This is a genomic window from Leptolyngbya sp. FACHB-671 (genome assembly GCF_014695745.1).
In the GTDB taxonomy this organism is placed as follows: Bacteria; Cyanobacteriota; Cyanobacteriia; order Elainellales; family Elainellaceae; genus JAAUTN01.
In genome coordinates this window covers 40,248-62,081 of sequence record NZ_JACJOV010000158.1, presented here as the reverse complement: position 1 = coordinate 62,081, position 21,834 = coordinate 40,248, and the positions used below count along the sequence as shown (strand labels likewise).

Sequence of the window (21,834 nt, the reverse complement as noted above, 5' to 3'; positions counted from 1 at the left end):
CTCAAGAGCAGACTGTTATCCCACTATTTGATTGGGCAACTCAAATCACCCACTCTTGCTATGAAATTGGGCTAAGCTGACCACCACATTTAGTACATCTGCGTAAGTCCTGAATACATTAAACAAAATCCAGTGAAGGCTGGACTATCAGAAATTCCAGAAGGCTACCCATTCTTCTGGCAAATTTCTTCAGAAAATTTTTACGTCTGATACAGCTTTCCGTAAAATAAACGTCCTATTCAAAGCTCCTGTGGAGTGGGCATCTTGCCCGCTCGAGTGAGCACTTCAGTCCAGAATCTAATTGGAGCAGGCTTCCTATCCATCTGGTTTGTTGTGAAATAGCATCTGCTTGCTTAGACTTGGACGGGCAAGATGCCCATCCCACAAGTAGTTTGAGAAAAATGCCCATTCTGTAATTGAGAAGGGAGAAACTAGATACGGTGCTTATGCTACCAATTCACCGGATTGTGTAGCGGTTGGAGAAACCCTGGAGGAAGTCAAAGAATTGATTGTTGATGCAATTTAATTTCATCTAGAGGGTTTGAGAGAAGAGGGTGTAGCTGTGCCTGTACCAACTAGCGTTTTTGAGTGTGTAGTAGCTTGAGGTGAGGGGCGATCGCCCGTTTATAGTTGAAAAGGCGATCGCCCAAATTCTTGCTATGAAAAATGTGCTTTGTCTTCTCCATGTCTTGTTGCTGCTCAGTCTAGCTACAGCATGTAACTCTCAGTCCCCAACTACCAAATCGGAGAATAGTACTACCCCACAAGTTCAAGTTGCGGATTCTCCAGTTAGTTCTCCTGATCCGACCGTGACTGAGTCACCAGCAGCGATCAACTTCGAGGTTGAGGAATTTACCTTAGAAGAAGTAGAGAGCGATGACATATATGGGTGTGGACTAGCAGTGTGGAAGCCAGATAGTCCTGATCAGCCTAACTTCATCTTGGTAGCTACTTTGGGGGAGCCTGTTTCAATGTGGATGAAGATTGACGGGGAGATTGTTCGGTTTGAGGGACTGTCTGCTTATCCGCAGGAGCAACCCAGCACGCAGTTTTACCAAACATTTGAGAGCCTGGAGGGTGAGATTCAGGTTGGGTTAGAAGGCAGATTTGCAGAACAACGGGCAGATGTAGAAGCGATCGCCATTGAAGATGGCATTGTTCACATTGAGCAGGCTGGACAAGAAATTGAAATTCCTGTGATTGGTGTGCAGGGATGCTAAGCGATCGCCTCAGTAGAACTGCGGCTTTGTTCATTTTGTTTGGGTGAAGGGCATTCTCAGAACAAGTTAATTTAGTTTGAACAAGACTTATCTAGGGTCGTGGGTGCATATCATGTTGCGGAAGTTTGTCTATGGCTTGCTGTTTCTAATTTTTTTGGTGATACCACTGATCGGCTCGGTTTGGCGGATTGATACAGATTCAGTGGAGGAAGCTATAGTACCCCGAACTGCCTTTGTGCATCTGTTTGAATGGAAATGGGAAGATGTAGCACAGGAATGTGAGAGCTTTTTAGGACCAAGGGGATTCGCAGCCGTTCAGATTTCGCCTCCCAATGAACATGCAGTGATTGCTAAGCAGGGTTACCCTTGGTGGCAACGCTATCAGCCTGTCAGTTACCAGATTAAGAGTCGCAGTGGCGATCGCACTCAATTCACCAACATGGTTGAACGCTGCCGAGCCGCAGGCGTGGACGTATATGCCGACGCGGTGATCAATCACATGTCTGGTGAACTCAGCGGCAAGGGAAGTGCAGGTTCAACCTTCACCAAATATCATTATCCAGGGCTGTATGAATCTCGCGATTTCCACTCTTGCCGGCAAAACATTCAGGATTATCGTAATCACGAACAGGTGACAAACTGCGAACTTTCCGGGTTGCCAGATCTCAAGACTAGCTCAAGCTATGTTCGCAGCCGCATTGCTGAGTACCTGATTGATTTGGTGAATCTTGGTGTGGCTGGATTTCGGATTGATGCTGCCAAACACATCAACACCAAAGAGTTAGGAGCAATTTTAAGCTTGGTGCAACAGTCTGTGACTGCTCAACCCTACATTCTGCAAGAGGTAATTGATCCGGGAACTGAAGCAGTTCGTAAGTCTGAATATTATAGTCACGGCGATGTGTATGAGTTTGAATATGGTCGTCTAGTAGGCGCAAAGTTTTTGGGATTGGAAGGACAAAGCCTATCGCAACTGGACACTTTGGGTGAGGAGTGGGGATTAGCACCAAGTGATAAGGCGATCGTATTTATTGATAACCATGACAAGCAGCGGGGACATGGCGGCGGCGGCACCTACCTGACTTACAAGAACGGCAAGCTTTATGAACTAGCGAATGTGTTTATGCTGGCGCATCCCTATGGCTACCCAGATTTGATGTCGAGCTATAAGTTCTCAAATTCCGAGCAGGGACCGCCTGCTGATGCAGATGGCAATACACACAGTGTTTATCACAATGGTGAAGTGAGTTGTTTTGAGGAGTGGCAGTGTGAACATCGCTGGCAGGCGATCGCCAACATGGTGAGCTTCCGCAATCACACCTCAGCCGAGCCACTCACTCACTGGTGGAGCAATGGGGCAAATCAGATTGCTTTTAGTCGTGGAAATAAAGGATTTGTTGTAATTAATCGGGAGTCCACTCCGTTAAACCACACTTTTCAAACTGACCTGGCTCCAGGTACCTATTGCAATGTAATGGAAGGTGAGTTAGATGCCGAGGGAACAGGCTGTACTGCAACAGGAGCAAACGCAACTGTTACTGTTGATCGTCACAAGCAAATTATTCTCTCTGTAAATGGAATGGGAGCGATCGCTATACACGCTGGCGCAAAGGTTTCCTAGCCTGTCCAGCATCCACTAATGCTTGAAACAGTCGGGGATGGGGTGCCCATTGCGGCGACATTTCCGGGTGCCACTGCACACCTAACATCCAGGGATGTTCCTGGTGTTCTATTGCTTCGATCAGTCCATCGTCTGCTTGGGCTGAAACTCGCCATGCTGGAGAAATGTTTTTTACTGCCTGATGATGCCAAGAAACAACAGTAATGGTAGGGTCTTTGATGATATCTGCTAAGTGAGTTTTAGGTTTGATGTGAACGTCGTGCTGGAAAGGACGGCGAGGATGATCGAGACCGTGAGTGATGCGATCGCCCCCAATTAGCAGTAATTCCATAGCACCGTTGCATTTGGAAAGAACTTATGTCCCTTACTCCTCTCACGCTGGTCGTCCCAAAGTTGTAATGTAGAGAACTGCTTCGTCAGTAGGAATGCCCAAAACTTCGTTTACTTCGTTATCAAAGAAGCCGCCAATGCCGCTCACGCCCAGGTTGAGGTGAATGGCAGCCAAATTGAGCCGCTGTCCCAGATGTCCGGCATCCATGTGCAGATAACGGTAGGCGCGATCGCCATACGCTGCTACAGCCTGCTTCAGATCAGCCGTGTGAAACAGCACCGCTCCAGCATCGCGTCCCAGGTTTTGACCTAGACAGAGGAAGTGTAGCTCTCGTCGGAAATTCTTAAAGCGGATTTGCCTGAGTTCTTGAGCCTTAGGAGCGTAGTAATAGCAGCCTTCCTCCAATCCTTCAACGCCAGAGACGGCAATGAAGGTTTCAATTAAATTCAGGTCAAAGTAGTCAGGCGATCGATCTAAACTTTGGTCAATGTAATGATGCGGCTGATAGGTAAAGTCAAGCAGCGCCTTAAGTTCATCCAAGGTAAGCGGTTCACCACTGTAGGCGCGAGTTGAACGGCGCTTGAGAATAGTGCTTTCCAGTGCCGACAAGTTTTCGCCCCAAAAGATCGAAGGGGCAACGGTAGAAACTTTCAGGCAAAACGGAAAGTTGTACTTGTCTTCCGCAGGCTCAGCGACCAGGACGGACTCCGCTTCAGGTCTGGTGCCAGTGGGAAAAGGAGAACTTTGAGCAACACCAATCTGGGTAGCACGATGGAAGTAGTTCAGCAGTTCTCCATCTGGAATTTTGGGATATTTGATCTGCGTTGCAGAGGGTAGAGCAGCTTGCGCCAGCGGTAGATTTTGCTGTACGTCAAGCAGATCTGCTAAAGCAATGATGGCGATCGCCCCCTCCTGCTCTGGATCAAGGTAAAGCAGTTCATTGATTGCTTCATCGGCAAAGCCACCAATCAGGTGAGGACGGTAATCATTGATTGCTCCCGCCAATTCTACATTGCCCAAGAGGTGTCCAGTATCGAGAAAAATTCGGCGATAGGCTCGATCCTGATAGCGCCATGCCGAACGGAAAAACACCGCCGAGACCACCAGTGCCAGTTGCGTATTTTCTAAAGTCGGATGCCAGAAACAGGCTTTCTGCAAATCTTCCCAGACCTCACTGTCCCAAAAGCGAATCAGCGAATGAGACTGTGGCTGATAGCTGTAAAGCCCTGCAGGCAGCAGTGGTGTCCCGCGTGAAATCAGATAGACCTCAGCCGGATATAGCCCTCCGGCTGATGGTGCAGCCCTGAGATAGACCGGATCGCCATAGCGAGTCATCATCTTTAGCGTCAGCCCATAGCTGCAAAATAGCAGCCGAGACAATCGCTCCCAGCTATCCGCAAAATCGCTAGGAGAGGCTTCCACTTCCGTCAGGTAAGGCTTGAGGTCATAGGTTGCCCCAATCTTATATTCCTTGAACGGAATCGGCTGTTTGTCCCAGTCCAACCCTTGAGATTTCTCTTGAATCGTCGCTGGGTCGTACTTGGTGCGCTCGTGGTAGTGCTGAGCAATCGAAACCTGAAGGTCTGGCATAGAAGTTTCAGAGCAATCCTAAGTCCTTCTTTGATCTTGACACTCCCAACTCAGATTGACCAACTTTTGCGGGTTAGGCTTGTTGCTAAATTTAGGGTGATCGCTGTGTACTTAGCTTTAGACTAGAACTTAAAATTTCCAAGGTTCTATGGAGTCAGCAGAATCAGAAAATTTAGGGAATGCCGAAGCGATCTATTTGTATCTAGATGCACGTGCAAAAGTAGCCTCTGTTGTTAGAGGGCTTGCTCATCCAGATAGATTAACAACGGCTCTTGCTGAATTAAATCGGGCAATTCAACTTGCTCCTCACTATGCAGAAGCGTATGCCCTTCGCGCAGATATTCAAGATCAGCTAGGTGATTTGGAAGGGGCAATTGAAAGTGCTGGAAAAGCTCAAGAAGCGTTTCAAGCACAAGGTGATTCTGTTCAAGCTGGAGTTTGTGAGCGGCAGAAACTATATTTAGGACTGCAAAAGCAGTCGTTGGCTGAGAAAAATCTACAAGAGCAGACTCCTGATGAGGATGAGGTTGCATTTGAAGATATGCCAGAAGTTCAACAGATTCTGCTAAGGAGTGCTGCCTTCGCACAGGAGAAACGTTATTCAGAGGCGATCGCTGAAGCTACCAGAGCAACCGACCTATACCCTGACATGGCTGACTCATGGGCTATACGTGGCAATATTTTTAGACTCATGGGCGACCGTCAAGCGTCTTGCAGAGACTATGAGCAGGCTGCTGAACTGTTTGAGCAACAAAGCGATTCAGTGAGAGTAGAGACGCTTCGCCTGATGATTGATGCTGTTAATTCTCAGGAGTAGTTGATATTTATCATCAAAACTTTCTGAATGCGGGTGCAAATTCAACAAACGCGTTTGCAAATTCAGAAAGCAAGTATACGAATTCGATGAGCAGGTTTGCAAATTCAATGAACGAGTATGTGAATTCAACAAACGGGTTAAGAAATTCAATGAATGGGTTTGCAGATTTAAGGACAAGCTTTTGGACGGAACTACCAGATGGTTTGAAGATTTAGCACAAATCCTGGCAGCACATCTTCACCTGATAAAGCATCTGGAGACTCCAAGATTTCAACGGCTTGCCCTAAACGGTAAATTGCAACCTTGCGTGATTCTGGGTCAATCAACCAGCCTAACCGATTGCCGTTGTCCTGATATTCCTGCATCTTTGCTTCACCGGCTTCCCAACTGTCTGAGGGAGAGAGTAGCTCAACTAAAAAGTCTGGACAGAGCGGCAGGAATCGTTTTCGCTGTGCTGAGGTTAGAGCATCCCATTTGGCTTGGGGAATCCAGGCAACATCGGGGGAGCGATCGCTTCCATTCGGCAGCCTAAACCCCGTTGATGAATCAAATCCAACTCCAAGCCCGGTTTGCCGATTCCAAACTCCAAGCGCAATCACAAGATCAAAGTTTTGTTTCCCTGTTTCTCCTCCCGTTGGGGACGTAACGATCAGTTCTCCGGTTGCGGCGCGTTCCAATCTCAGTTCAGGGTTGTCCTGACAGAGTTGGTAGAACTGCTCATCAGTAAGCCTCACAACAGAATCAAGCTTTAAAGTTAAGGCAGTCATAATTTTGGGATTAGCTCACCTTTTACTCAAGCGTATATTAAGCTCAGGTTCTTGCCTCGCAGGTTTGGAGGAATGCCTGAATCCTTTCCCACACTTGATCAACTAGGTGGGGAGAGTCAGCATCAAACCATTCAATTTGGCGATCGCCATGAAACCAGGTGCGCTGGCGTTTGGCAAACTGGCGGGTATGCAGAACGATTTGCTCTTTTGCAGCTTGTAGAGAAATGTCTCCGGTTAAATACTGCTTTACTTCTTGGTAGCCCAATGTGTTGAGCAGAGGCAGGTCATATCCATACTTCTGACAAAGCTGTGTGACTTCAGCAATCAAGCCAGCGTCAAGCATTTGCTGCGTGCGTTGCTCAATGCGTTGAGCTAGTCGATCCAACGTGACACAATCCAACCCGATTTGCAGAATTGGGTAACTCGGTGGATGTTCTCCCTGCTGCTGAGAAATGGGTTTTCCGGTGGTGTAGTACACTTCCAGAGCACGCAGCGTTCGGACGGCATCATTTAAGTGAATTTTTTGGGCAGAGACGGGATCAATTTGTTTTAGAAAGGCGTAGCACTGAGGTTGTCCTAGTGCTTGAAGCTGCGATCGCAATTTCGCTTGTGGGGGTACTCTAGGAATCTGCAAACCTTGCGTAATTGCACGAATATAAAGTCCGGTTCCGCCAACTAACAGTGGAATAGAGAAACGATCGCCCAATTGGTGAAACTTACTTATGATCTGCTGCGCCTGCTGCTGATAGTCTGCTAGCGTTAGCGTTTCGGTGGGGTCACAGATATTTATAAGATGATGGGGGGCTTGCTGTTGCTCAGCGGAGGTTGGTTTTGCGGTGCCAATGTCAAACTCACGGTAAACCTGACGCGAGTCAGCGCTGAGAATGGCAGACTGGAGCCGCTGGGAGAGGGCGATTGCCAATCCCGACTTTCCAGTTGCCGTTGCTCCACAAATAACAATTAGAATAGGAATAGCCGATGGTAGTACAAAGTTACTATTCCTGCAGGTTAAACTATCAACATCTGCAGGTTGCTGAATGTCATCAAAATTCTGTCGGAATTGGGCTCGATCGATCCCTGCTTTATTTTTCACTTCAAACCGCTCTAAAATCGCTTCAAACCCTTTTGTGTTATAATTTTGATAGGTTTTGGTGTTCTGAAGCATAGATGGCTTCAAACCGAATTATGGGAGCGCTTCATACATGACAACCAATTATGGTGCTGACCAAATCCAAGTCCTTGAAGGATTGGAGCCTGTCCGCAAACGTCCGGGCATGTATATCGGTAGCACAGGCCCACGTGGACTCCATCACCTAGTTTACGAAGTTGTTGACAACTCGGTTGATGAAGCTTTAGCGGGTTATTGCAAGTACATTCAGGTCAGCCTGAATGAAGATGGCTCTGTCACCGTTACAGATGACGGACGCGGAATTCCGACAGATGTGCATCCCCGAACCGGCAAGTCTGCTTTAGAGACCGTAATGACGGTGCTACACGCAGGCGGAAAGTTTGGCGGTGGTGGCTACAAAGTTTCGGGTGGTTTGCACGGGGTTGGTATCTCAGTCGTCAATGCCCTGTCAGAGTGGGTTGAAGCAACCGTTTGGCGAGACAACAAGGTGCACGTCCAGCGGTTTGAACGGGGTATACCTATCGGTGGTCTGTCCATTCAGCCGAGCCCTGACGCGCGGACAGGGACTTCGATTTCCTTTAAGCCAGATTCTCAAATCTTTGCGACGACGGGTATTGAGTTTGACTACGCTACGCTGGCAAGTCGCCTGCGGGAGCTGGCTTACTTAAACGCTGGAGTTGAGATTACTTTTACTGACTATCGCCTGGAACTGCTCAAGAGCGACCAGCCGCGTATTGACAAATATCACTACGCTGGTGGCATTCGTGAATACATTAGCTACATCAACAAAGACAAACAGCCCTTGCATGATGAAGTGGTGTTTGTTCAGGGTGAGCGCAACAACGTGCAGGTTGAGGTGGCACTTCAATGGTGTGTAGATGCTTACACTGATAACCTGCTGGGCTTTGCCAACAACATTCGCACCATTGATGGTGGTACTCACCTGGAAGGACTGAAGGCAGTGCTAACCCGGACGATGAATTCCATCGCCCGCAAGCGCAACAAGCTCAAGGAAAGTGACTCTAACCTGGCAGGGGAAAACATCCGTGAAGGACTGACGGGCGTCATTTCGGTTAAAGTACCTGATCCTGAATTTGAAGGACAAACCAAGACTAAACTCGGCAACACCGAAGTTCGAGGAATCGTAGATTCCCTAGTGGGTGAGGCGCTAACCGAATATCTAGAGTTTCGTCCTAGCGTTGCTGATGCGATCCTTGAAAAGGCGATTCAAGCCTTTAACGCGGCAGAAGCTGCCCGACGGGCGCGAGAACTAGTGCGCCGCAAATCTGTACTGGAGTCGTCAACGCTGCCCGGCAAGCTGGCAGACTGTAGCTCTCGTGACCCAGCAGAGTCAGAAATCTTCATCGTGGAGGGAGACTCTGCGGGAGGTAGCGCTAAGCAAGGACGCGATCGCCGCTTCCAAGCAATCCTGCCGCTGCGAGGCAAAATCCTCAACATTGAGAAAACTGACGATGCCAAGATCTACAAAAACACCGAGATTCAGGCGCTGATTACCGCATTAGGTCTGGGTATCAAAGGTGAGGAGTTTGACCCATCACAGTTACGCTATCACCGTATTGTTGTCATGACTGACGCTGACGTAGATGGCGCTCACATTCGGACACTGCTATTGACCTTCTTCTACCGCTATCAGCGATCGATGGTCGATCAGGGCTATGTGTACATTGCCTGCCCTCCTCTTTATAAAGTAGAACGAGGACGGCAGCATCAGTACTGCTATAGCGAGCGCGAACTTAACCAGATCACATCACAGTTTCCCGCTAACGCTAACTACACGATTCAGCGATTTAAAGGTTTGGGAGAAATGATGCCCCAGCAGCTTTGGGACACTACAATGAATCCTGAAACCCGGACGTTAAAGCGAGTCGAAATTGAGGATGCAGCTGAGGCAGATCGGATCTTCACGGTGCTAATGGGCGATCGCGTTGCCCCTCGACGTGAGTTCATCGAAACCTACGGCTCAAAGCTGAACCTAACTGATCTGGATATCTAATCAAATATCTAAATTGGTTATCAGTCATTGGTCATTGGGAGTCATCATCCCCAAATGACTAATGACTGATAGCTAAGAGATTCAAAATTGATTTTTAAGCTATTGAGAATAGCCATATTTCTCGTGCCACTTAACCTATCTGCGGCTAAGCTTGTGAGGGATGACTAGGCTGCTTAGAAAACATCTCATCCATAAACATTATTCCCAGGCAATCCGGATTTAACGGTTGCGAAATGCAAGCCATTTAGTATCGACTTCGACACGAGAAGGTTAACGTGCCTATGTTTATTAAAACCTTTACCCCAGTTTTACTCCTTACTGCCCTGGTTTTGGGAGGCTGCACCCCCAACGCAAATACCGATTCTGCTAATCCTGAGGGAGCTACAGTTCCGACGGAACCTACTGAAGCTGCTAGTCCTGAGGATGCGGGTAATGTTCTTGTTGGTTTGGATGGTCAGAGCCAACTTACCCTGCTCAACGGTTGGGTAGAAGATCGGGAACTTCATGAGTCAGCCGAGATTCAAGCTTCTAAGCGAGGCAGTGAAGAATACGTGATCGTTTTATCCGAAAACAAGGCAGATTTTGAGAATCTAACCATTGAGCAGCATTCAGAAATTACACGTGGGTTACTCGTTGAGAGCTTAACCGATCCTGAAATTACTGGACCGACTGATGTAACGACCGTAGGAAGTAACCCAGCCGTACAGTACGAGATTCAGGGAACCATCGAGGGAATTAACGTAGCATATTTACACACCACGGTTGAAACTCCAACGAAGTATCACCAGATTTTGGCCTGGACGTTGCCCTCTAGCTTTGAGCGTAACAAACCTGAACTTCAGCAGGTTATCCAAGGCTTTAAAGAAGTTGAAGCACCCGCTGCGACTGAGTCGCCTGCTCCGTCGCCTGCTCAGTAGCAATAAGGCTTGGCAAGGCTAACTGCCAAAGGCACGTCTGTCTTAGAAGTTGGTTAACTGGGCATGAAGCATCTAGCGAATCAACTTCTAAAGCAGTTTTAAAGCACACCCTAAGGTTTAACATTGAGGGGATAAGTTTTTGGTTTGGGACGGTTTTTTGCAAAGACGTTTTGTGATGAATTCTTTTTGTCGAAAGCTTTCCAGGCTGTTGCTGAGTCTGGTGCTGCTGCTTGGACTATTAGGACTGCTAGGCAATCCTGCCTGGGCGGGTCTGACGGACGATCGCTTTGATGGCAACATTTTTCCGCTCTATGCAGGCAACGGTTCTCTGGTTCCGCCCAAAGTGACGCTGGCAGAGTCTTTTAAAAGAGATAAGCCAACGCTGGTTGTGTTCTATGTAGATGACAGCAGTGATTGCAAAGAGTTTGTTGCAGTCGTCAACCAGCTTGATTCATTTTACGGTCGGGCGGCTGATTTTATTGCCATGACTGTGGATGCGATCGCCCCTCAAGATCACTACGAGCCAACAGACCTGGGCTACTACTACAAGGGACTGGTACCCCAAACGGTGTTATTTAATCAGGCGGGGGAGGTTGTGTTGAACGAGACAGGTACAATTCCCTTTGAGCGGATCGACGACAAGTTTCGTGAAGTATTTAACCTGCTGCCCCGCTCCGAGTCGGTTGAGCTAAAGCGCCGACAGGTGAACGAGATTAATACGGAGTTGGTTAGAGAGTAAGGATGAGAGGCGCTGGGAGCTAGGGCAAGAAGGTATTTCCTCATTCCCTATCCCTCACTCCTCTGTTGCAGTTTTCGCAACCCTGAAGGAAGGCAATTCAACGGATGTCATGGTGAGAGCTATCTTCGTTCACCTAAGCTCCTCCTATGAAACTCTCCTTTGTTTTGCCGTTGACGGTTCTGCTGGTTGGCGTAGCGGGTAGTTTGGCTCACTTTGCGATCGCCCAATTGCCCACGCGATCGCCCTCTCCGGCTAACTCAAGTTCCGGCTTAGGGACAGGAGAGTCCCCTGCTGCATCCGATGGTGTAACAGGAGGATTGTATGTCCAGATGGATGGGCAGGAGCAGGTTTTTCCGTTGCGCCACACTGAGGTGAAGGCTCAAGTCAGCGGGAATGTGTCGCGGGTTGAGATGACGCAGACGTTTGAGAATCCGTTTGAGGAACCACTGGAGGCGGTTTATGTGTTTCCGCTGCCGGACGAGGCGGCAGTGGATGATATGGAAATTCAGATTGGCGATCGCACCATTCGAAGCGACATTAAGCGGCGGGAGGAAGCCCAGGAACTTTATCAGCAAGCGATCGAGCAGGGACAAACAGCAGGCTTGCTGGAGCAAGAGCGAGACAATATCTTCACTCAGTCATTGGCAAACATTCGCCCTGGTGAACAGATTGACGTAACGATTCGCTACACTGAGAGCCTCAAGTTTGAGGGTGGCGATTACGAATTTGTCTTTCCGATGGTGGTTGGGCCGCGCTACATTCCCGGTACGCCGATTGCTCCCAGCGGTGACACTGACCAGGTGCCCGATGCTTCTCAGATTACGCCACCTGTGCTGCCACCAGAAGTGCGTTCCGGGCATGACATCGGAGTCACAGTAGACATTGATGCAGGAGTACCGATTCAAGACGTGCATTCTACGTCTCACCAAATTCGTACTAGCCATAATGGACAGGCAGTGCGGGTGACGCTTGATGGCGAAGATACGATTCCGAACAAAGATTTGGTTTTGCGATATCGGGTTGCGGGCGATCGCACTCAGGCAACTGTCTTGAATCAAGTAGACGAACGGGGCGGACACTTTGCGGCTTACTTGATCCCAGCAGTGGAGTATGACGCAGATGAGATTGTCCCCAAAGATGTGGTGTTTTTGATGGATACCTCTGGGTCGCAGGAGGGTGATCCTCTGGCAAAGTCGCAAGAGCTAATGCGCCGCATGATCAACGGGCTGAATCCAGACGATACGTTTACGATCATTGACTTTGCGAATACCACTACGCAACTCTCCGCTACCCCTTTACCGAATACTGCTGCGAACCGGGCAAGGGCGATCGCCTACATCAATCAGCTAGACGCAAACGGTGGCACCGAATTGCTCAACGGAATTCAAGCTGTGATGAACTTTCCCCCAGCCCAAGACGGACGGTTACGGAGCGTTGTACTCCTGACCGATGGCTACATCGGCAACGAAAACGAGGTGATTGCAGAAGTGCAGCGGCGGCTCAGTCCTGGCAACCGTCTGTATAGTTTTGGGGTTGGCAGTTCGGTGAATCGTTTTCTGCTGAATCGATTGGCAGAGGTTGGTCGCGGTACGGTGCAGGTCGTGCGTCAGGATGAACCAACCGAAGCCGTCGCAGAGCAGTTTTTTCAACAAATCAACAACCCGGTGTTGACCAACGTTGAGGTGCGCTGGCAGGGAGACGGCGAAGCGCCAGAAATCTATCCCTTGGCGGCACCTGACCTGTTTGCCGAGCAGCCATTGGTGCTATTTGGACGTAAGCCTGATGGCATGAGCGGCACTCTGCACATTACTGGAACGGCAGCAGGTGGGCAGCGCTATGAGCAGACGATTCCAGTCAGCTTTGAGGAAGAAGGGAATGAGGCGATCGCCCAACTCTGGGGCAGATTCCGCATCAAAGATCTGATGAACCAAATGTTTGGCGGCGAAACCACAACAGGCGTTGAAGCGGTCACCAATACAGCCCTAGAGTATCGGCTGCTGTCGCAATACACTGCCTTTGTCGCCATTAGTGAAGAGGTGCGAGTAGACCCAGACGGCACACGCCGTCGAGTGCAGGTTCCCGTCGAGCTACCGGAAGGGGTAAGCTACGAAGGAATTTTTGGCGGTGCTGATGCAGCCATGAGCAATTCTGCTCCGGGTGGTGCAATGGCTCCCAGTCGCTCAATGGCTTCAGTCGGACAGCAAGATGCTTATGAAATGGCACCCGATCCACTCACGCTCCGCCCAATGTCTCCTATTCCTACACCAACAGCCTCCCAAATTCAAATCGTTGATACAGAAGGATTAGATGAGGCAGAGCTAGCTTCACTGGAGCAGCACTTGCAGTCTGTCAATTTGCCTTCTGGTTTTACCGGAGATCTGGTTTTAGAGCTGCGCCTGCGGAATGGTCGTGTCGAGCGAGTGCTGCTGAATGATCAGGAATCGACGATAGAAGCGGCTGAGGTCGTTGATCCCGTGAGGCGATCGCTACAAACCTGGACATCTCCCACTCAACAAACTGGAACCGTTCGGCTAACGCTGCGGGTTTAGAGCAATTAGCATAAATTGCGTAGGGGCGGTTCGTGAACCGCCCCTACAGGCGAAATTAACCTGAGGTTTGGGCTTTGAGCTGAAATTCAGCTCAAGGCTGTTAAATCTCCAGGCTGTTGATCGGATCCATTCAACCTAAATCAACTTAACCGCACGCAGCCCAAAATACAGCGCGATCGCCGCCCCAAATGCAGCCCCGTAAAGCAGAATGTAAGCAAGTACTCCAGACATTTAACCTTTCCTTTAAAAGCTTCATAAAACTATTGAACCACTTCCTGGAGTAGAATACAGCGCACGAGGGTTATGGGTTGGTAAGCCAATGAAATCTGTTGTCACAGTTGAGTTACCGCAGCGGTCGTATGAAGTTGCCGTCGTTTCAGGTGGGCTAGACCATTTGGGCAGTTGGATGCAGCCGCTGAAGCTAGGAAAAAAGGTGCTGCTGATTTCTAATCCCGGCATTTTTCGTAGCTATGGAGAACGGGCGATCGCCTCTTTAGAACAGGCGGGTTTTGAGGTCGTCCAGCATACGATTCCAGCAGGCGAACGCTACAAAACTCTCGCCTCAATTCAAAAAATTTATGACACGGCTCTAGCAAATCGCCTAGAGCGCTCCTCGACTATCGTGGCGTTGGGTGGTGGAGTGGTTGGGGATATGGCAGGCTTTGCAGCAGCAACCTGGCTGAGGGGAATTAACTTTGTCCAGGTTCCAACTTCTTTGCTAGCAATGATTGATGCCTCAATCGGCGGCAAGACGGGTGTAAATCATCCCCAGGGCAAAAACCTGATCGGCGCATTTTATCAGCCGCGCCTGGTACTCATCGACCCGCAAGTGCTAAATACGCTACCTGCAAGAGAATTTCGGGCAGGCATGGCAGAGGTAATCAAATATGGCATCATCTGGGACGCTCAGTTGTTTGAACAGCTAGAGCAAGCTTCCCGACTAGATCAACAGCGCTATCTCGATCTAGAACTCTTGCAAATGATTTTGACCCGTTCCTGTGAGGCAAAGGCACACGTTGTCAGCAAAGACGAGAAAGAAGCAGGACTACGAGCGATTTTGAATTATGGTCACACGATCGGACATGCAGTTGAAAGCTTGACTGGATATCGTCTGGTGAATCACGGAGAAGCTGTTGCGATCGGCATGGTCGCAGCCGGACAGATTGCTGTGGAATTGGGGCTGTGGACGCAAGCAGAGAGCGATCGCCAACATGCCTTAATCCAAAAAACTGGACTGCCTACTCAGATCCCAGCTGAGCTAGATGTTGAAGCGATCGTAGATACCCTGCAAACCGACAAGAAAGTTGAAGCCGGACGGGTTCGCTTTGTCCTCCCCACTCAAATTGGAACCGTCAAAGTAACCGATCAAGTACCGTCAGAAACCGTTCGGCAGGTATTACGCCAACTCCAATAATTCAATTTCATTCAATCAATTCGTTCAATCAAGGGAGATCTCATGCAATTTTTCCGCGATCGCATCAACGCGATGCAGGGCTACAAACCGGGAGAACAGCCGCCACCGGGATCGAACATCATCAAGCTCAACACGAATGAGAATCCCTACCCGCCTTCACCTGCGGCACTTCAGGTGTTGCAAGATCTGAGTGGCGAGTTGCTGCGCCGCTACCCTGATCCGACTGCGAAACCATTTCGGGAAGCAGCGAGTAAAGCATTGGGCATTCCTGCCGACTGGATCTTGGTTGGCAATGGTAGTGATGACCTGCTAACGATGATTTTGCGGGCTTGCGCGGAACCAGAACGGCGCGTCGTTTATCCTGCTCCAACCTACGTTTTGTACCGCACCCTAACTCAAATTCAAGATGCCGAGTTTGTCGAATTGCCCTACGGCGAGGAGTACGATCTGCCCGTTGAGGAGTTGATTGCTGCCAACGGAGCCGTTACCTTCATCGCGTCCCCCAACAGCCCCTCTGGAACGCTGGTTCCTAATGCACTGTTGGAAAAGTTAGCAGCAGGGCTTTCTGGCTTACTGGTGATTGATGAAGCCTACGTCGATTTTGCTGAGTCAGACGCACTGGAACTGGTTGAAAAATACGATAACGTCATTGTTCTCAGAACCCTTTCCAAGGGATATTCTCTGGCAGGTCTGCGATTGGGTTTTGGGATTGGCAACCCAGCTTTACTGGACGGACTGATGAAGGTTAAGGATAGCTATAACGTTGACGCGATCGCCTGTGCAGTGGGTGCGGCGGCGATCGCCGACCAACCTCATAAAATTGCCAATGCCGAAAAAGTTAAAGCATCCCGCGCAAAACTGGCAGAAGACTTGGAGCAGCTAGGCTTCCAGGTTGGGCCTTCCCAAGCTAATTTTCTGCTGGTGCGTCCACCTCACGGCAATGCCGAGGAAATTTACCTGACGTTAAAAGAGCAGGGCATCCTAGTCCGCTACTTTAACCAACCCCAACTCCAGGACAAGCTGCGGATCACGATTGGCACTGATGTGCAAAATCAGAAATTGGTGCAATTACTCAGTCAGTAAGCAGGCTTTCTGGCTCTTGAGGATGTTACTCCTCAACCCGATAGCCAAATTCTGCAAGTCGCGTGCGGGACTGTCGCCATTTTGGTTGCACCCGCACAAATAGCTCCAGGTAGACCTTTCCCATTACCAGCTTTTGAATTTGCTGACGGGCCGCCGTCCCGATCGCCTTCAACATACTTGCGCCCTTGCCGATCACAATCCCCTTTTGCGACTGCCGCTCAACGTTGATCGTGGCGAGAATGCGGGTGATTTCGGGCTCTTCGTCTACGCGGTCAATGGCGATCGCCACTGAATGCGGCACTTCTTCACGAGTCAGCAGCAGAATTTGCTCCCGAATCAATTCAGCCATGATGAAACGCTCTGGCTGGTCAGTGACTAAATCGGGGGGATAGTAGTACGGGCCCAACTCCAGTCGCTCATTCAACAAACTTTGCAAAGCTTCTAACCCGTCTCCTGTGAGGGCAGAAAATTTTGCCACTGCCCAACCGTTTGCTTCTGCTAGTTGGATGTAGCTATGGTCGATTGATTCAGCATCAGCAGACTGCTGGTCTGCCTTGTTGATCCCCAAGATCACAGGCGTTTTAGATTGGCTGAGCAAATCTACGACAAAGCGATCGCCCCCGCCCGCCTCCACCGTTCCGTCTACCACAAACAGCAGTACATCTACCGAATCGATCGCAATTCGGGCATTTCTCACCAGCACTTCCCCAAGCTGATGATGGGGCTTGTGAATCCCTGGCGTATCAACAAAAATAATTTGCACCTCAGGGGTCGTCAAAATTCCTCTGAGGCGATTGCGTGTCGTCTGTGCCACTGGCGACGTAATCGCAATCTTTTGCCCCACCAATTCGTTCATCAGGGTAGATTTGCCCACATTCGGCCGTCCCACGATGCCCACAAAGCCAGACTTGAAGCCTTCGGGAGCCTGTGGGATCAAAGCCACGTCCGACAAAAGTGGCAGCGCCTCAGCCTGATTATCGAGTTCAAAATCTACATCTGTCATCGTTACTGTTTGCTTAATTTTTTGACTCAGCAGCTTAACAAGACTCCAGGGAACTGCCGTAGCCTAAGCTCTTACTATCGCTATCGTATCCTGCACGTCAAATTTATAGCGCAGATCGGTTGAGCTAATGTAGAAGGTTTTGGCAACAAATGATCCTAAAGGCTAAGCCAATTCTCATTATTGGATGGGAAAATGCAGGGCGGGTGTGGCTCTTGGTCTACCCGCTGATGGATTCTATGAAAGCTTCATGCAATTTCCTAAATCTTCTGGCTCAACGGGTTTTTCTCAAAGCAAAATTGGCGATCGCTCCTCTTCCCAGTACGCCCTAGAGGATCGCCTTCAGATTGAGTACTTGATTGATCCAGTCAATGCTCAGACCGATCTGGAGTCAGCGCAGGATGTGATTGAGGGCTTGAGCAAAACGCCAAAATCTTTGCCGCCGCGCTACTTTTATGACGATCACGGCTCTCAATTGTTCGAGCAAATTTGCGATTTGCCAGAATATTACCTGACTCGCACAGAAGCCGCCATTTTTCAGGAATACGCAGGGGCGATCGCCCAACTGACTGGAGCCTGCGAAATTGTCGAACTAGGCAGCGGCAGCAGCAGCAAAACTCGCCTCTTGCTAGATGCCTACCAGCAGCAGGGATATCCCTTACGCTACCTGCCCATTGACGTTAGTGCAGGCATTCTTGAAAGCAGCGCCCGTACCCTGTTAACGGACTATTCCAGCCTCAAAATTCACGGGTTAGTTAGCACCTATGAGCTAGCGCTAGAGCGGCTCAGCCCAGCCCCACTGCCCACTCGGATGATTTGCTTCATTGGCAGCACTCTAGGCAACCTGAATTCGCAAGAATGTGACGTATTCTTCTCACAGGTTACTCAAGCATTGCAGACTGGTGAATATTTTCTGTTAGGCATCGACCTACAAAAGCCAAAGGAACTGCTAGAAGCGGCTTATAACGACAGCCAAGGTGTCACCGCTGCCTTTAATTTGAATATGCTCAGCCATTTAAACCAGCAATTTGACGGAAACTTTGACCTGACTCAATTTGAACACTGGTCTTTTTATAACGAATCGCTGCAACAAATCGAAATGCACTTACGCAGCCTGAAGGCGCAAATTGTTGAATTGCGAGATTTAGGAGTGGCGATCGCCTTTCAATCAGGAGAAACTATCCTAAGTGAAATCTCGCGTAAGTTTAACCTCGCTCAAATTCAGCAAGAGCTTGAGTCCAAAGGACTTCAGCCTATCCAAACTTGGACTGATCCAAATCAATGGTTTGGACTGTTGCTTTGCCAGCGATGTAATTCTTAATTATCTCCAGTCCGGATTGTTTGACATTTATCTAGTTAGTTGACATCAATAGGTTACGGAGTTGCATTTTCCCTTGTATGGCAATCCTAAATAAGCCTTGAAAGGCATTCATTAGGGTAAGTTGCTGATTGTGCAACCTACTCATCTACAGACGATTTAGGGTTGGTATATATAGCTTTGATAAAGGTGACAAAAGTTAATTCCCATGAGGACTGTAACGATACTCTAACGGTGCAAGTATGTTGCTTGATGCAATTCAAGCAACACAGATGAAAGCAGAATAATTGCTTTCAATATGGGTACTTTAACAGTACAAGTATGTTGCTTGAATTGCATCAAGCAACACAGATGAAAGCAAAAAACAGTTGCTTTCAACAGTCCGTCCTGAAAATTTTTGAGGTGTTTGTTATGTCTAGCGTTGCAATTCCTGCTGTCAATCAACTGCGTACCGAGTTAGGTGACTTTAGCAGCATTATTTGTTTTAGAGCAATCGTGACTGGGACTGAAGATGCGCTCGGTGAAAAGGCAGCAGCGATCGCTCTGATTGCTGCAGGTCGTCAGCGAGGCAAGCAACTTGCAGAACAGCTTGGTTTGACAGGAGTGGGAATTAACTCTGAGAAAATTGTTTCGCTGCTTCAGGCAGCATTGGGCAGGGACGGCACGCGGCTCTGCATTATTGATAACATTGTCGCAGATGGAGAAAAAATCCTGGTTTACTGTCGGGAAACCATTTGCTCGGCGGGTGAACTTCAAGGCTCTGACCGCAAGCTAACCTTCACATTAGGAGCGATTCAGGGTGTGATGGAGCAAGTCACAGGACAGCGGTTACGGGGTAAGCAGGTGGAATCGGTTCTGCGTGGCAGTTCCTTTGATGTCATCGAGCTTGAAGTGCTCGGCTAATTACCTCATTGAGTTGGCTCTACCAAATTAATAAATACCAGTTTGAAAGCTCCAGCTTCCTATAAGTGGAAGTTGGAGCTTTTCATACCAAATCCGTCTATAGAGTAGCAGTAGCGGTAGGGGCGAAGCATTCGGTTACAATCCTTGCCACTAAAGCACAATTCTTTTGCTGAATGCTTCGCCCGTACACCAAATAGTGCTTCTTTACGAAACGGATTCCGTGTCATACACAGTTCTCAAATTCTGGAGAACCCCAAAAAACCTTCTACCTTTTCGGCAAAAATCTGGGTTCAAGGGGACTGTATATCTAGCGATCGCACCAAAAATGCCCAGCGATCGGAGATCTCCTCAATCACTTTAGCCGTTGGCTTTCCGGCTCCGTGCCCTGCTTTAGTCTCAATCCGGATCAACACCGGATTATTTCCTACATGAGCTTCCTGCAATGCGGCCGCAAACTTAAAGCTGTGGGCAGGCACTACCCGATCGTCATGATCAGCCGTTGTGATCAGAGTTGCAGGATAACCCGTTTCAGGTTTCAGATTGTGCAATGGAGAATAGGCGTAGAGTGCCTGAAATTCTTCTAAGTTTTCTGGTGAACCGTAGTCAGAGCACCAGGCCCAACCGATAGTGAACTTGTGGAAACGCAGCATATCCATTACACCCACCGCGGGTAAAGCCGCTCCAAATAAATCGGGTCGCTGGGTCATGCAGGCTCCGACCAGTAAGCCGCCGTTGCTGCCTCCGGCGATCGCCAGCTTCTTCAGTGATGTATATTGGTGCTCAATCAGCCACTCCGCTGCTGCAATAAAATCATCAAATACATTTTGCTTATTTAGCTTTGTACCCGCCTGATGCCACTCCTCACCATACTCACCACCGCCGCGCAAATTTGGTACCGCAAACACACCACCCAGCTCTAACCAGACAATATTGCTGGGTGAAAAGGACGGCGTGAGTGAGATGTTGAACCCTCCGTATCCATACAGGTAAGTAGGGTTATTCCCATTCAGTTCTAATCCCTTTTTGTGAGTGATGAACATCGGAACGCGAGTACCGTCCTTACTGGCATAAAACACCTGCTTTGTCTCATACTCATCAGGATTGAAATCTACCGTTGGTTGCCGAAACACACTACTTTCTCCACTCACCATGTCATAACGATAAATAGTTGTTGGTGTAGTGAAACTGGTGAAACTGTAGAATGTTTCTGTATCATGGCGCTTACCGCCAAAACCTCCTGCCGAGCCGATTCCCGGCAGCTCAACCTCTCGTATAAACGTTCCGTTCAAGTCAAATACTTTTACCTGGGTGTAGGCATCTTTGAGGTAGAAAGCGACAAACTGGTGATTTAGGATATTCGCACCCATCAGTGTCTCATCCGCTTGGGGAATCACCTCTTGCCAATTTTCTCGCGCTGGATTGGCAATATCAATCGCAATTACTCGACTGCGTGGCGCATCCAGATCAGTCTCAAACCAGAACACCGTGCCCTCACTGTCAATCAGGCTAAACTTTGCCTCAAAGGAGTTAATTAACTCAACTACAGGGGTTTCTGGATTTCTCAAATCCTTCCAAAACACTAGATTCCTAGGGTCTGTTCCTTGACTCACCAAAATTACTAGATAATTGCCATCTTCAGTGACTTCGCCACCAAACATCCAATTCTTTTCGTCAGGGCGCTCATAAATCAGGACATCTTCGGCTTGAGACGTACCGAGTTGGTGAAAGTAAAGCTTCTGATAATAGTTAATGTCTTCTAATTTTGTTGCTTCATTTGGTTCGTCATAGCGCGAGTAGAAAAAGCCCTTGCCATCAAGTGTCCAGTCTGCGCCCGAAAACTTAATCCACTTTAGATGGTCAGGCAAGTCCTCACCCATTTCTACATCTCGTACTTTCCACTCCTGCCAATCGGAACCAGATGTAGATAGCCCATACGCCATCAGTTTGGCATCTTCGCTAATTGCCAATCCCGAGAGTGCCACCGTGCCATCTTCAGAAAGCGTATTAGGGTCAAGCAAAACTCTCGGTTCTGCATCTAGTTCGGGCAGTGTGTAGAGAACGCTCTGATTCTGCAAACCATCATTCTTAAAGTAGAAATAACGGTTTTCCCGCTTAAACGGAATGCCGTATTTCTCGTAGTTCCAAAGCTGGGTCAACCGCTGTTTCAGACTTTCACGGGCAGGAATATCATTCAGGTAGGTAAACGTCACCTGGTTTTGCGCTTCGATCCACTGACGGCTCTCGTCTGAATCGGGATCTTCTAACCAACGGTAAGGGTCAGAGACCTGCACACCATGATAATTATCCACCTGATCGACTTTAGGACTGGGGGGATAAACCAGGGACTTGTCGGCTTGATTGACATCAGCTTGCATATCGGCTTGAGACATTGCGAAGAACTTTGAACGACTTCTTTCAATGT

18 protein-coding genes are annotated in these 21,834 nt (G+C 48.8%); 11 read left to right on the top strand and 7 right to left on the bottom strand.

Annotated elements, in window-relative coordinates; genetic code table 11:
• The first annotated feature begins 809 nt into the window (after positions 1 to 809).
• Both H6F93_RS29320 and H6F93_RS29315 read left to right on the top strand, forming a co-directional pair.
• Positions 810 to 1,220 (top strand): hypothetical protein, encoded by a 411-nt coding sequence (locus H6F93_RS29320; protein WP_190688857.1) that lies wholly within the window; start codon positions 810 to 812, stop codon positions 1,218 to 1,220.
• A gap of 112 nt (positions 1,221 to 1,332) precedes the next feature.
• Positions 1,333 to 2,841: an alpha-amylase gene (locus tag H6F93_RS29315; RefSeq protein ID WP_190688854.1), complete on the top strand. Its 1,509-nt coding sequence runs from the start codon at positions 1,333 to 1,335 to the stop codon at positions 2,839 to 2,841.
• On the opposite strand, the gene H6F93_RS29310 is transcribed toward H6F93_RS29315, so the two are convergent.
• Positions 2,813 to 3,172 carry a gamma-glutamyl-gamma-aminobutyrate hydrolase family protein gene (locus H6F93_RS29310; protein WP_190688851.1) on the bottom strand — a complete coding sequence of 120 codons (360 nt, stop codon included), beginning with the start codon at positions 3,170 to 3,172 and terminating at the stop codon, positions 2,813 to 2,815. The genes H6F93_RS29315 and H6F93_RS29310 overlap by 29 nt on opposite strands.
• Positions 3,173 to 3,214: 42 nt before the next feature.
• Positions 3,215 to 4,762, bottom strand: a complete 1,548-nt coding sequence (locus H6F93_RS29305; protein WP_190688849.1) for a SagB/ThcOx family dehydrogenase — start codon at positions 4,760 to 4,762, stop codon at positions 3,215 to 3,217.
• Between the two features lie 148 nt (positions 4,763 to 4,910).
• Here H6F93_RS29305 and H6F93_RS29300 point away from each other — a divergent pair, with 148 nt between their 5' ends.
• Positions 4,911 to 5,579 carry a tetratricopeptide repeat protein gene (locus H6F93_RS29300; protein ID WP_190688847.1) on the top strand — a complete coding sequence of 223 codons (669 nt, stop codon included), beginning with the start codon at positions 4,911 to 4,913 and terminating at the stop codon, positions 5,577 to 5,579.
• Positions 5,580 to 5,770: 191 nt separating this feature from the next.
• Here the strand turns inward: H6F93_RS29300 and H6F93_RS29295 are convergent, their stop codons facing one another.
• Entirely contained in the window at positions 5,771 to 6,346 is a 576-nt protein-coding gene (locus H6F93_RS29295) for a Uma2 family endonuclease (protein WP_190688843.1), read from the bottom strand.
• 43 nt (positions 6,347 to 6,389) lie between these two features.
• Complete coding sequence (gene miaA / locus H6F93_RS29290; protein ID WP_199314186.1) at positions 6,390 to 7,511, bottom strand: tRNA (adenosine(37)-N6)-dimethylallyltransferase MiaA; 1,122 nt, start codon at positions 7,509 to 7,511, stop codon at positions 6,390 to 6,392.
• 37 nt (positions 7,512 to 7,548) lie between these two features.
• On the opposite strand from miaA, the gene gyrB reads away from it, so the two are divergent.
• The 4 genes from gyrB to H6F93_RS29270 all read left to right on the top strand — a co-directional run bounded on the left by gyrB (position 7,549) and on the right by H6F93_RS29270 (position 13,694).
• Positions 7,549 to 9,489, top strand: a complete 1,941-nt coding sequence (gyrB, locus tag H6F93_RS29285; protein ID WP_190688840.1) for a DNA topoisomerase (ATP-hydrolyzing) subunit B — start codon at positions 7,549 to 7,551, stop codon at positions 9,487 to 9,489.
• 281 nt (positions 9,490 to 9,770) lie between these two features.
• On the top strand, positions 9,771 to 10,406 hold the full coding sequence (locus H6F93_RS29280) for a hypothetical protein (protein ID WP_190688837.1): 636 nt from the start codon (positions 9,771 to 9,773) through the stop codon (positions 10,404 to 10,406).
• A gap of 175 nt (positions 10,407 to 10,581) precedes the next feature.
• Positions 10,582 to 11,145 (top strand): thylakoid membrane photosystem I accumulation factor, encoded by a 564-nt coding sequence (locus H6F93_RS29275; RefSeq protein WP_190688871.1) that lies wholly within the window; start codon positions 10,582 to 10,584, stop codon positions 11,143 to 11,145.
• 146 nt (positions 11,146 to 11,291) lie between these two features.
• On the top strand, positions 11,292 to 13,694 hold the full coding sequence (locus H6F93_RS29270) for a VIT domain-containing protein (RefSeq protein ID WP_190688834.1): 2,403 nt from the start codon (positions 11,292 to 11,294) through the stop codon (positions 13,692 to 13,694).
• 135 nt (positions 13,695 to 13,829) lie between these two features.
• On the opposite strand, the gene petL is transcribed toward H6F93_RS29270, so the two are convergent.
• Entirely contained in the window at positions 13,830 to 13,925 is a 96-nt protein-coding gene (gene petL, locus H6F93_RS29265; RefSeq protein WP_190644190.1) for a cytochrome b6-f complex subunit PetL, read from the bottom strand.
• A gap of 88 nt (positions 13,926 to 14,013) precedes the next feature.
• On the opposite strand from petL, the gene aroB reads away from it, so the two are divergent.
• Both aroB and hisC read left to right on the top strand, forming a co-directional pair.
• The gene (gene aroB / locus H6F93_RS29260; RefSeq protein WP_190688830.1) at positions 14,014 to 15,108 is read left to right on the top strand and encodes a 3-dehydroquinate synthase; all 1,095 of its coding nucleotides are present in this window, start codon (positions 14,014 to 14,016) and stop codon (positions 15,106 to 15,108) included.
• 42 nt (positions 15,109 to 15,150) lie between these two features.
• A complete protein-coding gene (gene hisC / locus H6F93_RS29255) occupies positions 15,151 to 16,191 on the top strand; it encodes a histidinol-phosphate transaminase (protein WP_190688827.1) in 1,041 nt (346 codons plus the stop codon).
• Positions 16,192 to 16,216: 25 nt separating this feature from the next.
• Here hisC and era read toward each other — a convergent pair whose 3' ends face one another.
• Positions 16,217 to 17,194, bottom strand: a complete 978-nt coding sequence (gene era / locus H6F93_RS29250) for a GTPase Era (RefSeq protein ID WP_190688824.1) — start codon at positions 17,192 to 17,194, stop codon at positions 16,217 to 16,219.
• 247 nt (positions 17,195 to 17,441) lie between these two features.
• Here era and egtD point away from each other — a divergent pair, with 247 nt between their 5' ends.
• Together egtD and H6F93_RS29240 are read left to right on the top strand one after the other, a co-directional pair.
• Entirely contained in the window at positions 17,442 to 18,512 is a 1,071-nt protein-coding gene (gene egtD, locus H6F93_RS29245) for an L-histidine N(alpha)-methyltransferase (protein WP_190688820.1), read from the top strand.
• A gap of 408 nt (positions 18,513 to 18,920) precedes the next feature.
• A complete protein-coding gene (locus tag H6F93_RS29240) occupies positions 18,921 to 19,412 on the top strand; it encodes a hypothetical protein (protein ID WP_190688817.1) in 492 nt (163 codons plus the stop codon).
• A 290-nt stretch (positions 19,413 to 19,702) separates the two neighbouring features.
• Here the strand turns inward: H6F93_RS29240 and H6F93_RS29235 are convergent, their stop codons facing one another.
• Positions 19,703 to 21,802 (bottom strand): prolyl oligopeptidase family serine peptidase, encoded by a 2,100-nt coding sequence (locus H6F93_RS29235; RefSeq protein WP_199314185.1) that lies wholly within the window; start codon positions 21,800 to 21,802, stop codon positions 19,703 to 19,705.
• Positions 21,803 to 21,834 lie beyond the last annotated feature (32 nt).